The sequence below is a fragment of the Pseudomonas sp. zfem001 genome (assembly GCF_032621725.1).
In the GTDB taxonomy this organism is placed as follows: Bacteria; Pseudomonadota; Gammaproteobacteria; order Pseudomonadales; family Pseudomonadaceae; genus Aquipseudomonas; species Aquipseudomonas sediminis.
Genome location: NZ_JAVYJI010000001.1, coordinates 470,761 through 486,780, shown reverse-complemented (window position 1 = coordinate 486,780; position 16,020 = coordinate 470,761). Strand labels below are relative to the sequence as shown.

Sequence of the window (16,020 nt, the reverse complement as noted above, 5' to 3'; positions counted from 1 at the left end):
ATATCCGATGCCGGGTTTCGCCAGGGGCCGGCCGCTGTGGTTACCAGGTATTACCGCCGGCTGATCTGTGGTGGGCTCATCGGCGTATCGCACAGGGTGGCGCTGCCGGCTTCGAGGTAGGGTGCAAGGATCGGCGCCATGCCCTTGAGCACCTGCACCGGCAGCGCCGAGGTGAAGGTGAAGCGTTCGGCCTCGCGTCCTGGTACGAACGCTGTCAGGGTGCCGTAGTGCCGCGGACCGAGAAAGAACACGAAGGTCGCCGTGCGGTTCATCGCGCGCGAACTGATTACCCGGCCGCCAGGGCCGACGCTCTCGATGCGGTTGTCGCCGGTGCCGGTCTTGCCGCCTAGCGTCAGGCTATGGCCGTCCTGTAACTGGAAAGTACCTTGCAAGCGCCGCGCAGTCCCGCCCTCCACCACTTGCGAGAGGGCATTGCGCAATGCAGCAGCTACTTCGGACTGCATCACCCGCTTGCCGCCGTGGATATCCCGTTCGACTCGTGTCTCATAAGGCGTATCGGCGGCGAAATGCAGTTCGTCGATGCGCAGCACCGGCTGGCGAATGCCGTCGTTCTGGATGATGCCCATCAGCTCGGCCAAGGCCGCTGGCCGGTCACCGGAGCTGCCCAGTGCGGTGGCCAGCGAGGGCACCAGATATTGGAAGGGATAACCCAGGTTCTGCCAGCGCCGATGAATGTCGGAGAAGGCTTCGACCTCCAGCATGATACGGATGCGGCTGTCGCGGGCACTCTTGTGTCGACTACGGAACAACCAGCCATAGACTTCCTGGCGCTCGTCGATGCTGGCAGCTACAGCGTCGCTGAAAGTCGCCTGCGGGTTGCTGATCAGGTAGCCCAGCAGCCAGAGTTCCAGCGGGTGGACGCGGGCGATATAGCCCTGATCCGGCAGGCTGTAAGCGCCCGGGCCGTAATCCTGATACAGGCGCGCGATGCGTTGGTCTGTGAGTTTCTCCTGTGGCAGTTGCGCCCGCAGAAAAGCAGCAAAGGTGGCTTCGTCAGCCTGCGGCAGCAGGTAACGGTGCACGGCGCTCAGGCGTACCGAGGTCTGGCGTAGGCCGCTGATGAACGTCTCTAGGCGCTGCGGTTCCGGCTGGCCTTGATACTTGCGCCAGAAGCGCAGAAGGAAGGTGCGCCCCTCCTGATCGGCAAAGCGCTGCAGGTATTCCTGGCGGCGTGGGTCTTTGTCGTCCTTGAGCAGTTCGGCGCTGTTCTGGTAGGTGCTGTAGCGCACCAGGTCACGCATCAGGCGCACGAAGGGCAGGTTGATCGACTCGCGCAGGGATTCACGCAGGGTCGGGTTACGGCCGTTGTCCTCGCGGCGGAAGTTGCCGAAAGTGTGCAAACCGCCGCCAGTGAAGAAACGCTCGTTCGGGTTGGCCGAGTAGCGCCGCTCCAGCGCGGCGTCGAGCATGCTGGCCAGATCCGCCCCCGGGTTGGCTTGCAGGTAGCCCACGGCCCAGCGGCTCAGGTAGTCCTGATCGGCGATGTCGACTTGGCGCAACTCGGCCGGGCTCTTGTTCGCGTGGCGCTGATGCAGCTCGGCGATGATCTCCAGATAGGTGGCCAATACGCGCAGTTTGGCGGTGGAACCAAGCTCCAGCTTACTGCCCTCGTTGATGTCGAAGGGTTGGTCGGTGCTGTCGGTCTGCACCCGTACCCGGCTGCCGGTTGGGGTGCGTTCGAACAGGGTGAAGCTGTAGCGCACTTCCGCGGTTTTCTCCGGTGACAGCAGGCGCTCGCCGAACAGGCCGATCTTGCCGGCGAACTCTGGATCGGCCAGGTTCAGCAGGTAGGTACTGGTCTGCTGCTGCAGGTCGCGTTGCAGGGTGCTGCGTGCGGACAGGTCGAGGCGATCGAGATCGTAGAGTGGCATGCCCAGCAGATTGGACAGGCGCGAGCGCGCCACGCTGATGCCTTTGTCGCTCTCCACTGCGCGCAGATTGGGCTCCTGTTGCCAGTCGCGGTACTGCAGTTTCTGTGTGAGAGCGGCGTCGCGCAGGTCGGCATCGATCAGACCGCCGTTGGCGAGCAGGCGTATGTGGCTTTCGGTCAGCGCCTCCATGTCACGGCGCCCTTGTGCGAGGTAGTAGGAGGGCCGGCGTTGGGCGATCATCAATGACAGCATCTGCCGCAGGGCCAGGCCGCGCTCGGCAAGGCTGGCGTCGGGCGAGCGACGCGGATCGAGCAGGGCGTTACTGCGCTCGAAGTCGGCGCCGTACCAGATGCGCAGGCCGTCAGCCAGGCCGTTCACCTCACCATGACCGGGTGCTGCAGACAGCGGCACACTATTGAGGTAGTCGCGGACGATGCGTTGACGCGCTTCGAGCGTTTCCGGGCCGTGTTGATAAGCGCGCACGCTGGCGGAAATCATCTGCCGCAGCTTTTCTCCTGCGGATAGCGTCAGCCCATCCGGGGAGTGGCGGTACTTCTCCAGTTGCGTGGCCAAGGTGCTGCCCCCGGCGGATTGGTCCTGCACATCGAGCATCTTGCCAAGCTGCGACAGCGCTGCCATGGCGAAGCGTGGCCAGTCCACCGCCGGGTTGGCCAGCGGTTGCGCGGGGTCGAGCAGCTCACGGTTCTCGATGAACAGCAGGCTGCTGACCACCAGCGGCGGGATGCTGGCGAAGTCGGCGTACCCCTGTTGCGGATAGCGAAATTCGTAGAACGGCGTACCGCGACAATCGCTGATGCTCAGGCCACTCTGGCTCTTCTCGGTAAACGGCGGGAACAGGCCGCGGCGACTGTAGGCCATCAATTGTTCGGAGAAACGCGACTGCTCGGTGACCTGATAATCGCGTTGCTGTAGGCGTTCCAGCATCAGTGGCAGGTAGGCATAGCCCTGGCGTTTGTCGAAGGGACCATCGGTCGGGTAGATGATGCGCTCGCTGGGGCCTGGTTCGACCTTGTACGTGAGGTCAGCAGCATAGCGACTGAGCTCGCGTGACTGAAAGTGGGCGCTGCGCGACTCGAACACCAGCAGGGCGGTAACCGCGAGCACCAGCAGGACCAGTAACAGATAGATTGTCAGGCGCCAGTGATGCCTTCCAACATTGGCCGACTTCGTCCTGCCCTGCGTGCTCGCCGAGGAGGTGAGGTCAGGTTGCTGTGGATTACGTTGCCATGATGCGCCCATAAATCACCGGCCTGGCCTGTCAGCATCATTCAAAGCCGCGAGATTGCCTCTTGCCGGATGCTGACCTTGGGCCGGCTGGGCTGCGGTTGTCTCGTCTGTCTTGTTATCAGCTTAGACCCTTGCGCGCCGTCTGGCTGGCCGTTTCCACTCATTGCCTGGGTTGTACCTGGATGATGGGCTGGCCTGCTAGACTCGCTGCAACGCACAGATGCAGGGAATCGGCATGCAGCGCGACCATCGAGAACAGCTCCAGCAAAGCTGGCAGGCCAATGCCGATGCCTGGGCTGCCGCAGTGCGTGAACAGCGCATCGAAAGTCGCCGCCTGGTCACCGATGCTGCGATCATCCAGGCTGTGCTGGCGCTGCAACCCAAACGCGTGCTGGATATCGGCTGCGGCGAGGGTTGGCTGTGCCGCGGGCTGGCCGAACATGGTATCGAACCGGTCGGTGTGGACGCTTCGGCGCCGTTGATCGAGGCGGCTCGTGCAGCCTGCGACGGGCGCAGTCAGTATCGCGTCTGCGGCTATGCCGAACTGGAAGAACACGCCGAGCAACTCGGGCGTTTCGAGGTGCTGGTCTGCAACTTCGCCCTGCTCGAAGAGCCGCTACAGCCTATTCTGCGCAGCCTGCAAAAGTTACTAGTGCCTGGCGGCAGCCTGCTGATTCAGACACTGCACCCCTGGCGTGCCAGTCATGGCGAGCCTTACCAGGACGGTTGGCGGGTGGAGGACTTCGTCGGCTTCGGAGAGGGCTTTCAGGCGCCCATGCCTTGGTTCTTCCGCACTCTGCAATCCTGGCTGACGCTGATCGCTGAAACCGGCTGGCGTCTCGAATGGCTGCAGGAGCCGCTGCACCCCGAGAGTGTTCAGCCGGTGTCCTTGCTGCTGTTGCTCAAGCCGCTCTGATCATGCAACTGCTGCTCAACCTCGATGTTCCCGATCTGCCAGCGGCAGTTGCCTTCTACCAGCAGGCGCTTGGCTTGAGCGTCGGGCGCAGGTTGTTCGACGGAACGGTGGTGGAGATGCTAGGCGCTGCCGTGCCGCTCTATCTGCTGCATAAGGCGGATGCCAGCCAGGCGTGCGCAGAGGCGCACGTGCGGCGCGATTACCATCGTCACTGGATGCCGCTGCATTTGGACCTGGTGGTCGATGATCTTGACTCTGCATTGGCGCGGGCAATCGCTGCTGGCGCTCGGCAGGAGGGTGACATTCATGAGTATGACTGGGGACGGCTGGTCACGCTGAGCGATCCCTTTGGCCACGGCTTGTGTTTCGTGCAGTGGCGCGATGAGGGGTACGACCTGGTAACGACCTGTACGGGAGAAATCGATGCGCAAAATTGACTTGGCCGGCGTACAGGTGCCGGTGATAGGCCAGGGGACCTGGCGCATGGGCGAAGACCGGCACCAGCACGCGCGTGAGGTGGCAGCGCTACGTGAAGGACTGGACCTGGGTTTGAGCCTGATCGACACCGCCGAAATGTATGGCGAGGGTGGCGCGGAGCAGGTGGTGGGGGAGGCCATCGCCGGTCGTCGTGACGAGGTGTTCCTGGTCAGCAAGGTTTACCCGCACAACGCCAGTCTGCAGGGTGTTCAGGCCGCCTGTGAGCGCAGCCTGAAGCGTCTGGGATGCGAGCGTATCGACCTCTACCTGCTGCACTGGCGTGGGCGCTATCCGCTTGCCGAGACGGTCGAAGGTTTCGAGTTGCTGCGAGCTCAGGGCAAGATTGGCGCCTGGGGCGTTTCCAACTTCGACCTGGATGACCTGCTGGAGCTGGATCAGCCGGCATGCAGCGCCAACCAGGTGCTGTACAACCTGGAGGCGCGTGGCATCGAGTATGACCTGATGCCCTGGCAACAGCGTGCCGACATGCCGCTGATGGCCTACTGTCCGCTCAGCCAAGCTGGCGCACTGCTGCACGAGCCTACATTGCTCGAGGTGGCCCAACGGTATGAGGTAACGCCGGCTCAGCTGGCATTGGCCTGGACGATCAGGCAGGACGGCGTGATTGCCATCCCCAAGGCTGTCGGCAGCGCGCACCTGCGCGATAACGCAGCGGCAGCTTCGATAACCTTGAGTGTGGATGACCTGGCCCTGCTCGACGCGGCCTTCCCGCCGCCGCGTCGCAAGCAAGCATTACAGATGGTATAGCAGCGAGCAGCGCTGCCCGGTTGTATGCGCCGTGCTGAGGGCCTGGATTACCCTGGTGCGATCAGTTGGCTGGGTCGGCAGCCAGACGCCCTGCATCCTTGAGCAGTGCCTTGAGGAAGGCATCCTGCAGCTCAGGGTCGTTGCGGGTCAGTTCGATCAGGCTCTGCTCCAGCTCGCTGGCTTCCTCTTCCAGACCCAGATCGGAAAGGCGCTTGACCCGGTGTACCCACTGGGCGACATCGCCACCCTCGAGGTCGTCGAAGATCAGGTCATGCGCTTCACGCAGCTTGCCGCGCAAGGTATGACTGACCATGAGGGTCGTATCGGCGCGTGCGACATCGTCACCAAGGCGGTCTTCGACGCTTAGCTGCAGCGTGTTCAGGCGTGTGATGTCCTGTTCGGTGAAGGGGCTGTCCAACAGATTGAGGCGCAGCACGCCGCTGCTGTCGGTGAGCAGCTCGAACTGCTGGTCACCTGCCTTGACCTGCACAGGACGCTCGGACCAGGGCAGGTTGGTGTATTCCATGCGACGGTCGCGCTGCAGCTCATCGATACTCGCCAGGTTCTGTTCCGCGCGGCCGTTGGACTCGACGTTCATGAACGGGTTGAGGCCGGCCATGCCGTAGCTGATCCAGTCACGGGTCGCGGTTTCCGGCAGGCTGCCGAGCAACACGACGTTGAGTATGTTGGCGCCCACGCCGGCCACCACCGCGACTGCCCCCATCGGTACTTCGTAGATCTCGCGCCAGGGTTGGTAAGGCGTGTAGCGGTCGTAGCGACGGGTCACCTCGAAGGCTGTGACCTCGTAGCTCTTCTGGTCATGCACACGCACGCGGCGCTGCGGTAGCTCCAGCACCTTGGGTTCGCCAGCATCGATCTGCAGTTGGTGATCCAGCAGCTTGCGCTCGACGCGCTCCTCATGCTCGCTACGCTGCGGCAACTGGTTGGCGCAGCCGCTGAGAAAGAGGGCGCCGCACAGGGCGGCGCCGATGAGGTGAAGGTTGTTGCTCGTGTGCATGATGTCTCGGTAAGGCGTGATCAGCGGCTGATACGGGCTTGCAGGAAGGACAGAATGTCGGCCAGCGGCACCGCTTGCGCGTCGGTTTCGGCGCGGCTCTTGTACTCGAGGTTACCCTCGGCCAGGCCACGGTCGCTGACGACCACGCGGTGCGGAATGCCGATCAGTTCCATGTCGGCGAACTTGATGCCGGGGCTGGTTTTCTTGTCGCGATCATCCAGCAGCACTTCGTAACCGGCGGCAGTCAGCTCGGCATACAGCTTGTCGGTGGCTTCGCGAACCTGCTCGGTTTCATAGCGCAGCGGCACCAGGGCGATCTGGAAGGGCGCCAGGGCGTCGTTCCAGCGAATGCCGCGCTCGTCGAAGTTCTGTTCGATGGCTGCAGCCACGACGCGGGATACACCGATGCCGTAGCAGCCCATGGTCAGGGTTACAGGCTTGCCGTTCTCGCCCAGCACCTGGCAGTTCATGGCCTCGCTGTACTTGGTGCCGAGCTGGAAGATGTGACCGACTTCGATGCCGCGCTTGATTTCCAGGGTGCCCTGGCCATCCGGGCTGGGGTCGCCAGCGACGACATTGCGCAGGTCGGCAACCTCAGGCAGCGGCAGGTCGCGCTCCCAGTTGACGCCGAAATAGTGTTTGTCTTCGATGTTGGCACCGGCAGCGAAATCGCTCATCAGCGCTACGCTGCGGTCGATGATGCAGGGGATCGGCAGGTTGACCGGGCCCAGCGAGCCAGGGCCTGCACCGATGGCCGCACGGATCTCTGCTTCATTGGCCATCTGCAGCGGGCTGGCAACCAGCTCCAGGTTGGCAGCTTTGATCTCGTTCAGCTCGTGGTCACCACGGACGATCAGGGCGATCAGCTTGCCTTCTTCGGCAGCGTGCACCACCAGGGTCTTGATGGTCTTCTCGATGGCCAGGCCAAAACCCTGAACCAGTGCGTCGATGGTCTGGGTGTCGGGCGTGTCCACCAGGCGCATGTCTTCGGTCGCAGCGCCGCGCGCTGTCTCACGAGGGATGGCTTCGGCCTTCTCGATGTTGGCGGCGTAGTCGGAGACATTGCTGAAGGCGATATCGTCTTCGCCGGAGTCGGCCAGTACGTGGAATTCGTGCGAGCCGGTGCCGCCGATGGAGCCGGTATCGGCCTGTACCGGGCGGAAGTTCAGGCCCAGGCGGCTGAATACGTTGCAGTAGGCCTGGTGCATGCGGTCATAGGTTTCCTGCAGGGAAGCCTGGTCGGCATGGAAGGAGTAGGCGTCCTTCATGATGAACTCGCGGCCACGCATCAGGCCGAAGCGCGGACGGATCTCGTCACGGAACTTGGTCTGGATCTGGTACATGTTGATCGGCAGCTGTTTGTAGCTGTTCAGCTCGTTGCGGGCCAGATCGGTGATCACTTCCTCGTGGGTCGGGCCGACGCAGAACTCGCGATCATGACGATCCTTTACCCGCAGCAGCTCGGGGCCGTACTGCACCCAGCGACCGGATTCCTGCCACAGTTCGGCAGGCTGAATGGCTGGCATCAGCACTTCCAGTGCGCCGGCTGCGTTCATTTCTTCGCGCACCACGGTCTCGACCTTGCGCAGCACGCGCAGGCCCATCGGCAGCCAGGTGTACAGGCCGGAGGCCAGCTTGCGGATCATGCCGGCACGCAGCATCAGCTGGTGGCTGATCACCACGGCATCGGAAGGGTTTTCTTTCAGGGTCGAGAGCAGGAACTGACTGGTACGCATGTTTGGCCGTTCTGTCGGTTGCTAGGGCTTGGGGTAGGCCGGCATTGTACGGTGCCTATACAGTGGCGTACAGGACGGGCGCAGGCGCGAAAGTGCTACTGCGCGTGCCGGGAGGATTGAAGAGTGGGATTGACTGCACTTGAGGTTCAGAACCTGATTCGTATGGGGCTGCCGATGGCCGAGGATATCGATCTGCGGATCGACCGGCTGGACGAGGAGAGTGTGCTGGCACGCGTGCCTTTTCACGCCAAATTGGTGCGTCCGGGCGGTACGCTTTCCGGGCCGACCATCATGGCGCTGGGGGATGCGGCGATGTATGCGGTGGTGCTGGGGCGTCTCGGTCGCGTGGAGATGGCAGTGACGTCCAATCTCAATATCAACTTTCTGGTCAAACCCAAACCGGTGGATTTGTTGGCAGAGGCGCGAATACTGCGCTTGAGCCGGCGTCAGGCAGTTTGCGAAGTCTCGTTATATTCGCTTGATAATGAGAATGAATTGGTGGCACATGTGACGGGGACTTATGCGTTGCCTCTTTAAAGTACCGAGGCATAAATAAAGAAACCCGGCCAAGGCCGGGTTTCTTTTATACCGCTATCGAGTAGCGCTGAAGTTACAGAACGCTCAGCGGGTATTCGACGATCAGGCGCAGGTCGTTGTTGTCTGAGCCGTTTACCGAGTTGTACGCGCTGTTGGCACGCCAGATGGCGCTACGAACGCGGAACGACAGGTCTTTGGCGGCACCATCTTGAATGACGTATTTGGTTTCGAAGTTGAACTCGTGTTCTTTGCCTTCCTCAGCGAAACCTGCAACGTCGATATTGTCGCCATAGATGTAGCGAGTCATGAAGCTCAGACCCGGTACGCCATACTCGGCCATGTTCAGGTCGTAGCGAGCCTGCCAGGAGCGTTCGTCCTTGCCATTGAAGTCGGAGTATTGCACGGAGTTGGCAAGCCAGACGGTACCGCCGCCGTCTACACCATATTCATAGCCACGATCACCGCTCGAGCGTTGGTGAGCCAGAGTGAAGGTGTGAGCGCCCAGCGAATAGGCAACAGCAAGACTCCAGATGGTGTTGTCTTCGTCACTGGCAGTATTGGTGTAGGACTTGTCGTAGTCGGTCTTGTAGACGTTGAAATCGAAGTTCAGAGCCTGCTCTTCGGCCAGCGACAGGTTGTAGTTGACGTTGCCGTAGTACTTCTTCCAGTAGTCTTCTACGTCGGAAGCATGGAATGCGGCACTCAGATCATCGGTGAACGAGTAGGAAGCACCCACAATATTGGCGTACTTCAGGCCAGCTTCACCTTTGCCGTTGATGTCGTCGCGGCTGGTGCCGGTCTGGCTGCTCAAGGCAGTGAAGCGACCGGCGCTCAGTTCCAGGCCTTCAATTTCGTTGCTTACCAGATAGGTACCGGTGGTGACTTCTGGCAGGATGCGGCTGTCATCGGTCGAGAATACCGGGCTGGCGGTGAACTGACTGCCATACTTCAGAACAGTGTCGGAAATACGGAGCTTGACAGCGCCGCCGACTTCGGTCTGGGTGTCGTCGCCACGGCCTTCATCAGTCTGGGCGAACTGGCCGGTACCGTAGCGGCCACGACCGCTGTCCAGCTTGATGCTGCTTAAGGAGTGCGCGTCAAAGCCGACACCAACGGTACCTTGGGTGAAGCCGGATTCGTACAGCAGGCGGATGCCCAGGCCAGTTTCTTCACGGTAGCCAGCCGGGTTGGCGGAGGTGCTTGCGCCGTTCGAGGCACCGTTCTTGAAATCGCGGTTCATGTAAAGAACGCGGTTGAAGATGTTGAAGCTGCTGTCTTCGATAAAGCCATTCGACTCGGACTGGCTGGACGCCACGGCCATTTGGCTGGTGCCCGCGGCTACTGCCAGGGCGATTACGCTCCACTTCATCACTTGCATCGTGATTGCTCCTTGGGTTTAGAAGAGTTGCGCTGCCCACTGTTTTGTTATATGGACAGCTCTTTCTTTTTGTGTCGGCGATAACTTATAGCACGCAGCCAATATTGGCGATAGTTGCAGTCTATTCATTACGACTTCGTTCATGCTGGTGTCGCATAGCGTGAAGATGAATGTCGCAAATCTATAGCTCTGTACTTGCGTTTCGTTGCGCCGACGCTTCCGCGGTTCTGAGGTGCCTGGGACCGCTTGATTGATCGACTGCACGGCTTGCCGGGCATTGCTTTCACAGTTAGCAAAAGTCGTGCTCAAAACCTGCCTGTCTTGCTAAAACCTTGATTTTTAGGCGCAGGGCAGCGCTCGCGGTAGCGCCGGCGCTGCTTTTGGTGCTGATTCGTCAGGGGTTGTCGAGGCCTGCGGTTAGCTGTCAGCAGGTGCCGTTAGCTCATTGCCTGCGCATTAACCGGTAACGCTTGGCATTGTCCATTACGGGAAGAAACAAAATGGTGCACGCCTGCGGTGCGTATGTGTTCAAGCTGCCTTGGGTTGGTGCGTGGTCGTCGGGTGAACTCTCGGCTGAGCCAGCGTATGCTGCGCGCCATTGCTCCCCTCCCTCTGGGGTTACGCTCTATTAATAAGGAGGATCATCATGTTCGCTCTGGATTCACGCCTTCAGCAGGATTGTCTGGTGATCGGGGACTTTCCCCTGTGTCGTTTGCTGCTGATGAATGACTCCAATTACCCTTGGTTCATCCTTGTCCCTCGGCGTGAGGAGGTCAGTGAGTTGTTTCAGCTAGACGCTGATGATCAGCGACAACTGTGGCAGGAAACCACGCTTCTGGCCGAAACACTGAAGGACATCTTCGAGGCCGACAAGATGAACGTCGCCATGCTTGGCAATGTCGTCAGCCAGTTACATATGCATGTGATCGTGCGTCGGCGGGAGGATGCTTCGTGGCCTGCTCCGGTATGGGGGCGGCATCCGGCGCAGCCTTACAGTGAGCAGCAGGCGGGTCAGGTCGTCGATAAGCTGCGCTCGGTGTTGGCTGAGGACTGTCAGTTCGCCGGAGCCTTTGCATGAGCCTCGAATCGCGAATCATGGAGCTGGAGAGCCGTCTGGCTTTTCAGGATGACACCATTCAGGCGCTGAACGATGAGCTGGTCGAGCAGAGCAAGCGCATCGAGCGGATGCAGTTGCAGTTGACGGTTCTGGCGCGACGCCAGGAAGAGCTGAGTAGCCAGGCGGGTACTGCCGAAGATGAGGCCCCGCCACCGCACTATTGATATGAAAAAGCCCGGTTTCCCGGGCTTTTCTTTGCGTACCGCTCAGCGCCGTGAAGGGGCTGCTGCGATCACGTCTTCAGCCTGCAGACCTTTGTCGCGCTGCATGACCGAGAACTCCACGCGTTGGCCTTCGACCAGGACGCGGTGGCCCTCGCCACGAATGGCGCGAAAGTGAACGAAGATATCGTCACCCGAGTCGCGGGAAATGAAGCCGAAGCCCTTGGAGGTATTGAACCACTTGACCGTGCCGGTCTCGCGATCATCCTGGGGAGCGCTGGTGCTGGCGCTAGCTTGTGGTGCGGGCGGGCGTTGTTCTGTGCTACGCGGCTGCCTGCTCAGTTGTGCTGCAAGGCTCAGCGCCACGGCGATAACCAGGGTCAGCAGCGGCAGCCAGATGGCGGGCTGGCTGCCGATGCTGGGCAGCGGGGCAAGCAGGATCAAGCTCTGTACCACGGCAGCCAATATCAATAGAGCCGAGGACAGCCCCAGCAGTTGTTGGCGCGCGGCGGGGAGAGTCTGTTGCTGCGATGCGGCAAGCAGGTTGAGCAAGCCGGTCAGGGCCAGATAGATGGCATCCGGCGTGGTAAGAAAGGAAGTGGACAAACCGGGTACGGCAGACAGCAGTAGGGCTGCGAACCCTGTCACGAGATGGGCAATCTTCAACATCTTTGATGAACTCACTGATCGAATGATGACTCACGGTGCTGCGGAGAGAGCGCACGTTGCTAATGGCCAGCTGAACGGCCGTGGCGCGCCTGTAAACAAGGTTGGTGGCGCCGCAGGATGATAACGCGGCGCGCGAGGCTATTTAACAGCAAAGCCGAGGGCTTCTCAAATCAAGCGCTTAGCATCGTTTCGCTGGTAATCGGGTGAACCTGATTGCGCCCGGCGCGTTTGGCCTGATAAAGGGCGTCATCGGCGCGCGTGAGCAGCGATTCGAATGTGTCGTCTTCTTCGGCCATGGCGCAGCCGAAGGACGCAGTTATGCTGTCCAGAACCTGGTCTGTGCGCCTGACCTTGATTCTCAGCGACTGAATCTTGTGGCGCAGTTGCTCAGCGAAATCGAGAACTTCGTTGAGGTTGGCGCAGTTGCGCAGCACCACGCAGAACTCTTCGCCACCGTAGCGTGCGGCAAAGGCCTGCGGTGGCAGCAGGTCGCGCAATAGTTGTCCGACGTGTTGCAGTACGCGGTCACCCAATGGATGGCCGTACTGGTCGTTGAACTGTTTGAAGTGATCGATATCCAGAATCACCAGGGCCAGGCCCTGTTGTGATTCGTCCAGTGCGCGTTCCAGTAAGCGGGTAAAAGCATGGCGGTTGAATACGCGGGTCAGGCTGTCGAGCGTTGCCGCAAGATGGGCGCGTTCCAGCTGGCCGCGCAGGTGAGTGATTTCTTGCTGTGCGGCGCGCAGGCGATAGAGGAATTTTTCCTGCTGGTCCTGCATCAGCTGGGTGCTTTCCTGCAGTTCGCTGAGCACGCTGGGTAGGTCATCGATGATGGGCTCCTGCAATGCGCTCAGGCCATGGCTAAGGCTCTGCTGGTAATGTTGGCCGCCGATCACGCTACGTGAGACGTCGCCTTCGATGTCATCGACCAGTTCGATTACCTGCTGCTGGCCTGCGCGAGCTTCTTCCAACTCGCCGCGGATAATGTAGTCGCGGAACAGCCGGCTGGCGGTTTCCGGCGGGAATACGTCGAAGTCTTCGACCACCTTGTCCAGGCGGCGGTTAAGCTCGGGTTCGCTGCCTCTGCTGTAGGTGTACCACAGTGCATAGTGCACTGGGTTTGGTGGGATGTCGTGACGCATCATCAGTGGCACGGCTTGCTTCAGGAGTTCGGCCGCCTCGCGGGTTTCCTCCGGATACAAGTCGATGATGCTGGGCGGTTTGGCTGGCTGACTCATGAATGTTGGAAACTCAATGACGATTGGCCAGAGCATAGATCAGGGCAGGGCTGCATGCCTAATGAAAAGGCCCGGATTACCGGGCCTCTGAGCATCTCAAGCAGCTAGCAGGCTGCGCAGCATCCACGCGGTTTTCTCGTGCACCTGCATGCGTTGGGTCAGCAGGTCGGCAGTCGGCTCGTCGCTGACCTTGTCCAGCAGCGGGAAAATGCCGCGCGCAGTGCGTACGACGGCCTCTTGGCCCTGGACCAGTTTCTTGATCATTTCGTCCGCGCTGGGTACGCCTTCCTCTTCCTTGATCGACGACAGGCGGGAGTACGCGGCGTAAGTGCCTGGAGCTGGGAAGCCCAGAGCACGGATACGTTCTGCGATTGCGTCAACCGCCAGGGCCAGCTCGGTGTACTGACCTTCGAACATCAGGTGTAGGGTGTTGAACATCGGGCCAGTGACGTTCCAGTGGAAGTTATGGGTCTTCAAATACAGGGTGTAGGTGTCAGCCAGCAGGCGCGAGAGGCCTTCGGCGATGGCGGCGCGATCCTGTTCGGCGATTCCGATATTGATTTCCATGGCTTTTCTCCTTTCAGGTGAGCCCAGGGTGTCTATCCCGCAATGTTGATGAGAGCCTAACACGCAGGGCGTCGGGGTGATCTTGGCTTATATCAATGAAAGCGATGATTAGAGGCTATTGATAGCGGACGGTTCAGCTGGGGCCAATAAAGCTTGCCCCTGGCTGGGCGTCAATCTTGTATGCAGCAAAATGCTTGCTGCGCTGAAACTGCTTGGCTGGGGCCGGGCGGAAATCCTCCTGCAGAGCGTTGGGGCAGCTCGTTGCGAGGGGCTTGGTCCATGGTCGTTCTCCAGGCGGGAGGCGCTCTTCATTTATAGAAGGCATCTGCCGGGCGGCTGCGTCATGACGATTTACGCTATATAATCCCGCTCTTTATCGAAGCGCGGCGTACGGTTGGACGTTCGCTGCGGTGTAGCTCCTGCCCAGGGCGTTGGGGGCTGCCTGACCTATCCAAGACCTCAGAGAAGCGAAACACGATCATGATGCGCAGCCACTATTGCGGCCAGTTGAACGAGAGCCTGGATGGCCAGGAAATCACCCTTTGCGGCTGGGTACACCGTCGCCGTGACCATGGCGGGGTGATCTTCCTCGATATCCGTGATCGTGAAGGCCTGGCTCAGGTGGTATTCGATCCTGATCGTGCCGAGACCTTCGCCAAGGCCGACCGTGTACGTAGCGAATATGTAGTCAAGATCACTGGCAAGGTGCGCCTGCGCCCGGAAGGCGCGCGCAACGCCAACATGGCCAGCGGTGCCATCGAAGTGCTGGGCTACGAGCTGGAAGTGCTCAACGAGGCGGAAACCCCGCCGTTCCCGCTCAACGAATACACCGACGTCGGTGAAGAAACCCGCCTGCGCTATCGCTTCATCGATCTGCGTCGCCCGGAAATGGCCGAGAAGCTCAAGCTGCGCTCGCGCATCACTTCGAGCATCCGTCGCTACCTCGATGACAACGGCTTCCTCGACGTCGAAACGCCGATCCTGACCCGCGCTACCCCTGAAGGTGCGCGCGACTACCTGGTACCGAGCCGTACCCACGCCGGCAGTTTCTTCGCCCTGCCGCAGTCGCCGCAGCTGTTCAAGCAGTTGTTGATGGTCGCCGGCTTCGATCGCTACTACCAGATCGCCAAGTGCTTCCGCGACGAAGACCTGCGTGCTGACCGTCAACCGGAATTCACCCAGATCGACATCGAGACCAGCTTCCTCGATGAAAAAGACATCATGGACATCACCGAGACCATGGTGCGCAACCTGTTCAAGGAAGTGCTGGACGTCGAATTCGGCGAACTGCCGCACATGACCCTGGCCGAAGCCATGCGCCGCTTTGGTTCGGACAAGCCGGACCTGCGCATTCCGCTGGAACTGGTGGATGTGGAAGATCAGCTCAAGGACGTCGAATTCAAGGTATTCGCCGGCCCGGCCAACGATCCGAAATGCCGTGTCACCGCGCTGCGCGTTCCGGGCGGGGCGAGCATGCCGCGCAAGCAGATCGACGACTACACCAAGTTCGTCGGCATCTACGGTGCCAAGGGCCTGGCCTACATAAAGGTCAACGAGCGCGCGGCCGGCGTTGACGGTTTGCAGTCGCCGATCGTCAAGAACATCCCGCTGGACAACATCAATGTCATCCTCGATCGCGTTGGCGCTGTCGATGGCGATATCGTGTTCTTTGGCGCCGACAAGGCCAAGGTCGTCAGCGAGGCCCTGGGCGCGCTGCGTATCAAGCTGGGTCATGATCTGAACCTGCTGACCTGCGAGTGGGCGCCGCTGTGGGTCGTCGACTTCCCGATGTTCGAGGAAAACGACGACGGCAGCCTGACCGCCATGCACCACCCGTTCACCTCGCCGAGCTGCAGCCCCGAGGAACTGGAAGCCAACCCGTCCGCCGCGTTGTCGCGTGCCTATGACATGGTGCTCAACGGCACCGAGTTGGGTGGCGGTTCGATCCGTATCCACGACAAGGCCATGCAGCAGACCGTGTTCCGCGTGCTCGGCATCAGTGAAGAGGAGCAGCAGGAGAAGTTCGGCTTCCTGCTCGACGCACTGAAGTATGGTGCGCCGCCCCATGGTGGCCTGGCCTTTGGCCTGGATCGTCTGGTGATGCTGATGACCGGTGCTTCGTCGATTCGTGAAGTGATCGCCTTCCCGAAAACCCAGAGCGCGGCCTGTGTTATGACGCAGGCGCCGGGCATCGTCGACAACAAGTCTCTGCGCGAGCTGCATATCCGCCTGCGCGAGCAACCCAAGGCCGAATAAGCCTGCAAAAGAAGCCTGGAGATCCCAGGCTTCTTCGTTATG

Annotated in this window: 14 protein-coding genes; 7 read left to right on the top strand and 7 right to left on the bottom strand. The window is 60.7% G+C overall.

The annotated features are described in order from the left end of the window. Positions 1-50: 50 nt before the first annotated feature. Entirely contained in the window at positions 51-3,152 is a 3,102-nt protein-coding gene (locus tag RTH74_RS02455; RefSeq protein ID WP_316913631.1) for a transglycosylase domain-containing protein, read from the bottom strand. 223 nt (positions 3,153-3,375) lie between these two features. Between RTH74_RS02455 and RTH74_RS02450 the strand changes: the two genes are divergently transcribed. From RTH74_RS02450 to RTH74_RS02440, 3 genes are read left to right on the top strand one after another with little or no spacing between them, the layout of a single operon-like run. Then, positions 3,376-4,056, top strand: coding sequence for a class I SAM-dependent methyltransferase (locus tag RTH74_RS02450; RefSeq protein ID WP_099522215.1), 681 nt, complete (start codon positions 3,376-3,378; stop codon positions 4,054-4,056). A 2-nt stretch (positions 4,057-4,058) separates the two neighbouring features. Next, positions 4,059-4,493, top strand: coding sequence for a VOC family protein (locus RTH74_RS02445; protein WP_316913630.1), 435 nt, complete (start codon positions 4,059-4,061; stop codon positions 4,491-4,493). Further along, complete coding sequence (locus RTH74_RS02440) at positions 4,480-5,301, top strand: aldo/keto reductase (protein ID WP_316913629.1); 822 nt, start codon at positions 4,480-4,482, stop codon at positions 5,299-5,301. The genes RTH74_RS02445 and RTH74_RS02440 overlap by 14 nt, the downstream gene beginning before the upstream one ends. A gap of 61 nt (positions 5,302-5,362) precedes the next feature. Here the strand turns inward: RTH74_RS02440 and RTH74_RS02435 are convergent, their stop codons facing one another. Then, positions 5,363-6,319, bottom strand: coding sequence for a hypothetical protein (locus RTH74_RS02435; RefSeq protein WP_125879521.1), 957 nt, complete (start codon positions 6,317-6,319; stop codon positions 5,363-5,365). A gap of 20 nt (positions 6,320-6,339) precedes the next feature. Continuing rightward, a complete protein-coding gene (locus RTH74_RS02430; RefSeq protein WP_316913628.1) occupies positions 6,340-8,055 on the bottom strand; it encodes a proline--tRNA ligase in 1,716 nt (571 codons plus the stop codon). A 129-nt stretch (positions 8,056-8,184) separates the two neighbouring features. Between RTH74_RS02430 and RTH74_RS02425 the strand changes: the two genes are divergently transcribed. Next, positions 8,185-8,592, top strand: coding sequence for a PaaI family thioesterase (locus tag RTH74_RS02425; protein WP_316913627.1), 408 nt, complete (start codon positions 8,185-8,187; stop codon positions 8,590-8,592). Positions 8,593-8,665: 73 nt separating this feature from the next. Here the strand turns inward: RTH74_RS02425 and RTH74_RS02420 are convergent, their stop codons facing one another. Further along, on the bottom strand, positions 8,666-9,970 hold the full coding sequence (locus RTH74_RS02420) for an OprD family porin (protein ID WP_316913626.1): 1,305 nt from the start codon (positions 9,968-9,970) through the stop codon (positions 8,666-8,668). Positions 9,971-10,616: 646 nt separating this feature from the next. Here RTH74_RS02420 and RTH74_RS02415 point away from each other — a divergent pair. Both RTH74_RS02415 and RTH74_RS02410 read left to right on the top strand, forming a co-directional pair. Beyond that, a complete protein-coding gene (locus RTH74_RS02415; RefSeq protein WP_316913625.1) occupies positions 10,617-11,048 on the top strand; it encodes an HIT domain-containing protein in 432 nt (143 codons plus the stop codon). Further along, positions 11,045-11,251, top strand: coding sequence for a SlyX family protein (locus tag RTH74_RS02410; protein ID WP_099522208.1), 207 nt, complete (start codon positions 11,045-11,047; stop codon positions 11,249-11,251). Before RTH74_RS02415 ends, RTH74_RS02410 begins: the two co-directional genes overlap by 4 nt. Before the next feature lie 42 nt (positions 11,252-11,293). Here RTH74_RS02410 and RTH74_RS24085 read toward each other — a convergent pair whose 3' ends face one another. From RTH74_RS24085 to RTH74_RS02390, 3 genes are all read right to left on the bottom strand, one after another. Beyond that, positions 11,294-11,917, bottom strand: a complete 624-nt coding sequence (locus RTH74_RS24085) for a cold shock domain-containing protein membrane protein (RefSeq protein WP_420713109.1) — start codon at positions 11,915-11,917, stop codon at positions 11,294-11,296. A 170-nt stretch (positions 11,918-12,087) separates the two neighbouring features. Continuing rightward, positions 12,088-13,155 carry a GGDEF domain-containing protein gene (locus RTH74_RS02395; RefSeq protein ID WP_179545518.1) on the bottom strand — a complete coding sequence of 356 codons (1,068 nt, stop codon included), beginning with the start codon at positions 13,153-13,155 and terminating at the stop codon, positions 12,088-12,090. Between the two features lie 96 nt (positions 13,156-13,251). Beyond that, the gene (locus RTH74_RS02390; protein WP_099522205.1) at positions 13,252-13,722 is read right to left on the bottom strand and encodes a Dps family protein; all 471 of its coding nucleotides are present in this window, start codon (positions 13,720-13,722) and stop codon (positions 13,252-13,254) included. Between the two features lie 480 nt (positions 13,723-14,202). Between RTH74_RS02390 and aspS the strand changes: the two genes are divergently transcribed. Further along, positions 14,203-15,978: an aspartate--tRNA ligase gene (gene aspS, locus RTH74_RS02385; protein ID WP_179545517.1), complete on the top strand. Its 1,776-nt coding sequence runs from the start codon at positions 14,203-14,205 to the stop codon at positions 15,976-15,978. The last annotated feature ends 42 nt before the right edge of the window (positions 15,979-16,020 follow it).

Bases quoted from the DNA above. Each gene is read 5' to 3' on its own strand.
- RTH74_RS02395 (WP_179545518.1), bottom strand. From the start codon at position 13,155: ATGAGTCAGCCAGCCAAACCGCCCAGCATCATCGACTTGTATCCGGAG.
- RTH74_RS02410 (WP_099522208.1), top strand. From the start codon at position 11,045: ATGAGCCTCGAATCGCGAATCATGGAGCTGGAGAGCCGTCTGGCTTTT.
- RTH74_RS02450 (WP_099522215.1), top strand. From the start codon at position 3,376: ATGCAGCGCGACCATCGAGAACAGCTCCAGCAAAGCTGGCAGGCCAAT.
- RTH74_RS02420 (WP_316913626.1), bottom strand. From the start codon at position 9,970: ATGCAAGTGATGAAGTGGAGCGTAATCGCCCTGGCAGTAGCCGCGGGC.
- RTH74_RS02435 (WP_125879521.1), bottom strand. From the start codon at position 6,319: ATGCACACGAGCAACAACCTTCACCTCATCGGCGCCGCCCTGTGCGGC.
- RTH74_RS02440 (WP_316913629.1), top strand. From the start codon at position 4,480: ATGCGCAAAATTGACTTGGCCGGCGTACAGGTGCCGGTGATAGGCCAG.
- RTH74_RS02430 (WP_316913628.1), bottom strand. From the start codon at position 8,055: ATGCGTACCAGTCAGTTCCTGCTCTCGACCCTGAAAGAAAACCCTTCC.
- RTH74_RS02415 (WP_316913625.1), top strand. From the start codon at position 10,617: ATGTTCGCTCTGGATTCACGCCTTCAGCAGGATTGTCTGGTGATCGGG.
- RTH74_RS02390 (WP_099522205.1), bottom strand. From the start codon at position 13,722: ATGGAAATCAATATCGGAATCGCCGAACAGGATCGCGCCGCCATCGCC.
- RTH74_RS02455 (WP_316913631.1), bottom strand. From the start codon at position 3,152: ATGGGCGCATCATGGCAACGTAATCCACAGCAACCTGACCTCACCTCC.
- RTH74_RS24085 (WP_420713109.1), bottom strand. From the start codon at position 11,917: ATGTTGAAGATTGCCCATCTCGTGACAGGGTTCGCAGCCCTACTGCTG.
- RTH74_RS02445 (WP_316913630.1), top strand. From the start codon at position 4,059: ATGCAACTGCTGCTCAACCTCGATGTTCCCGATCTGCCAGCGGCAGTT.
- aspS (WP_179545517.1), top strand. From the start codon at position 14,203: ATGATGCGCAGCCACTATTGCGGCCAGTTGAACGAGAGCCTGGATGGC.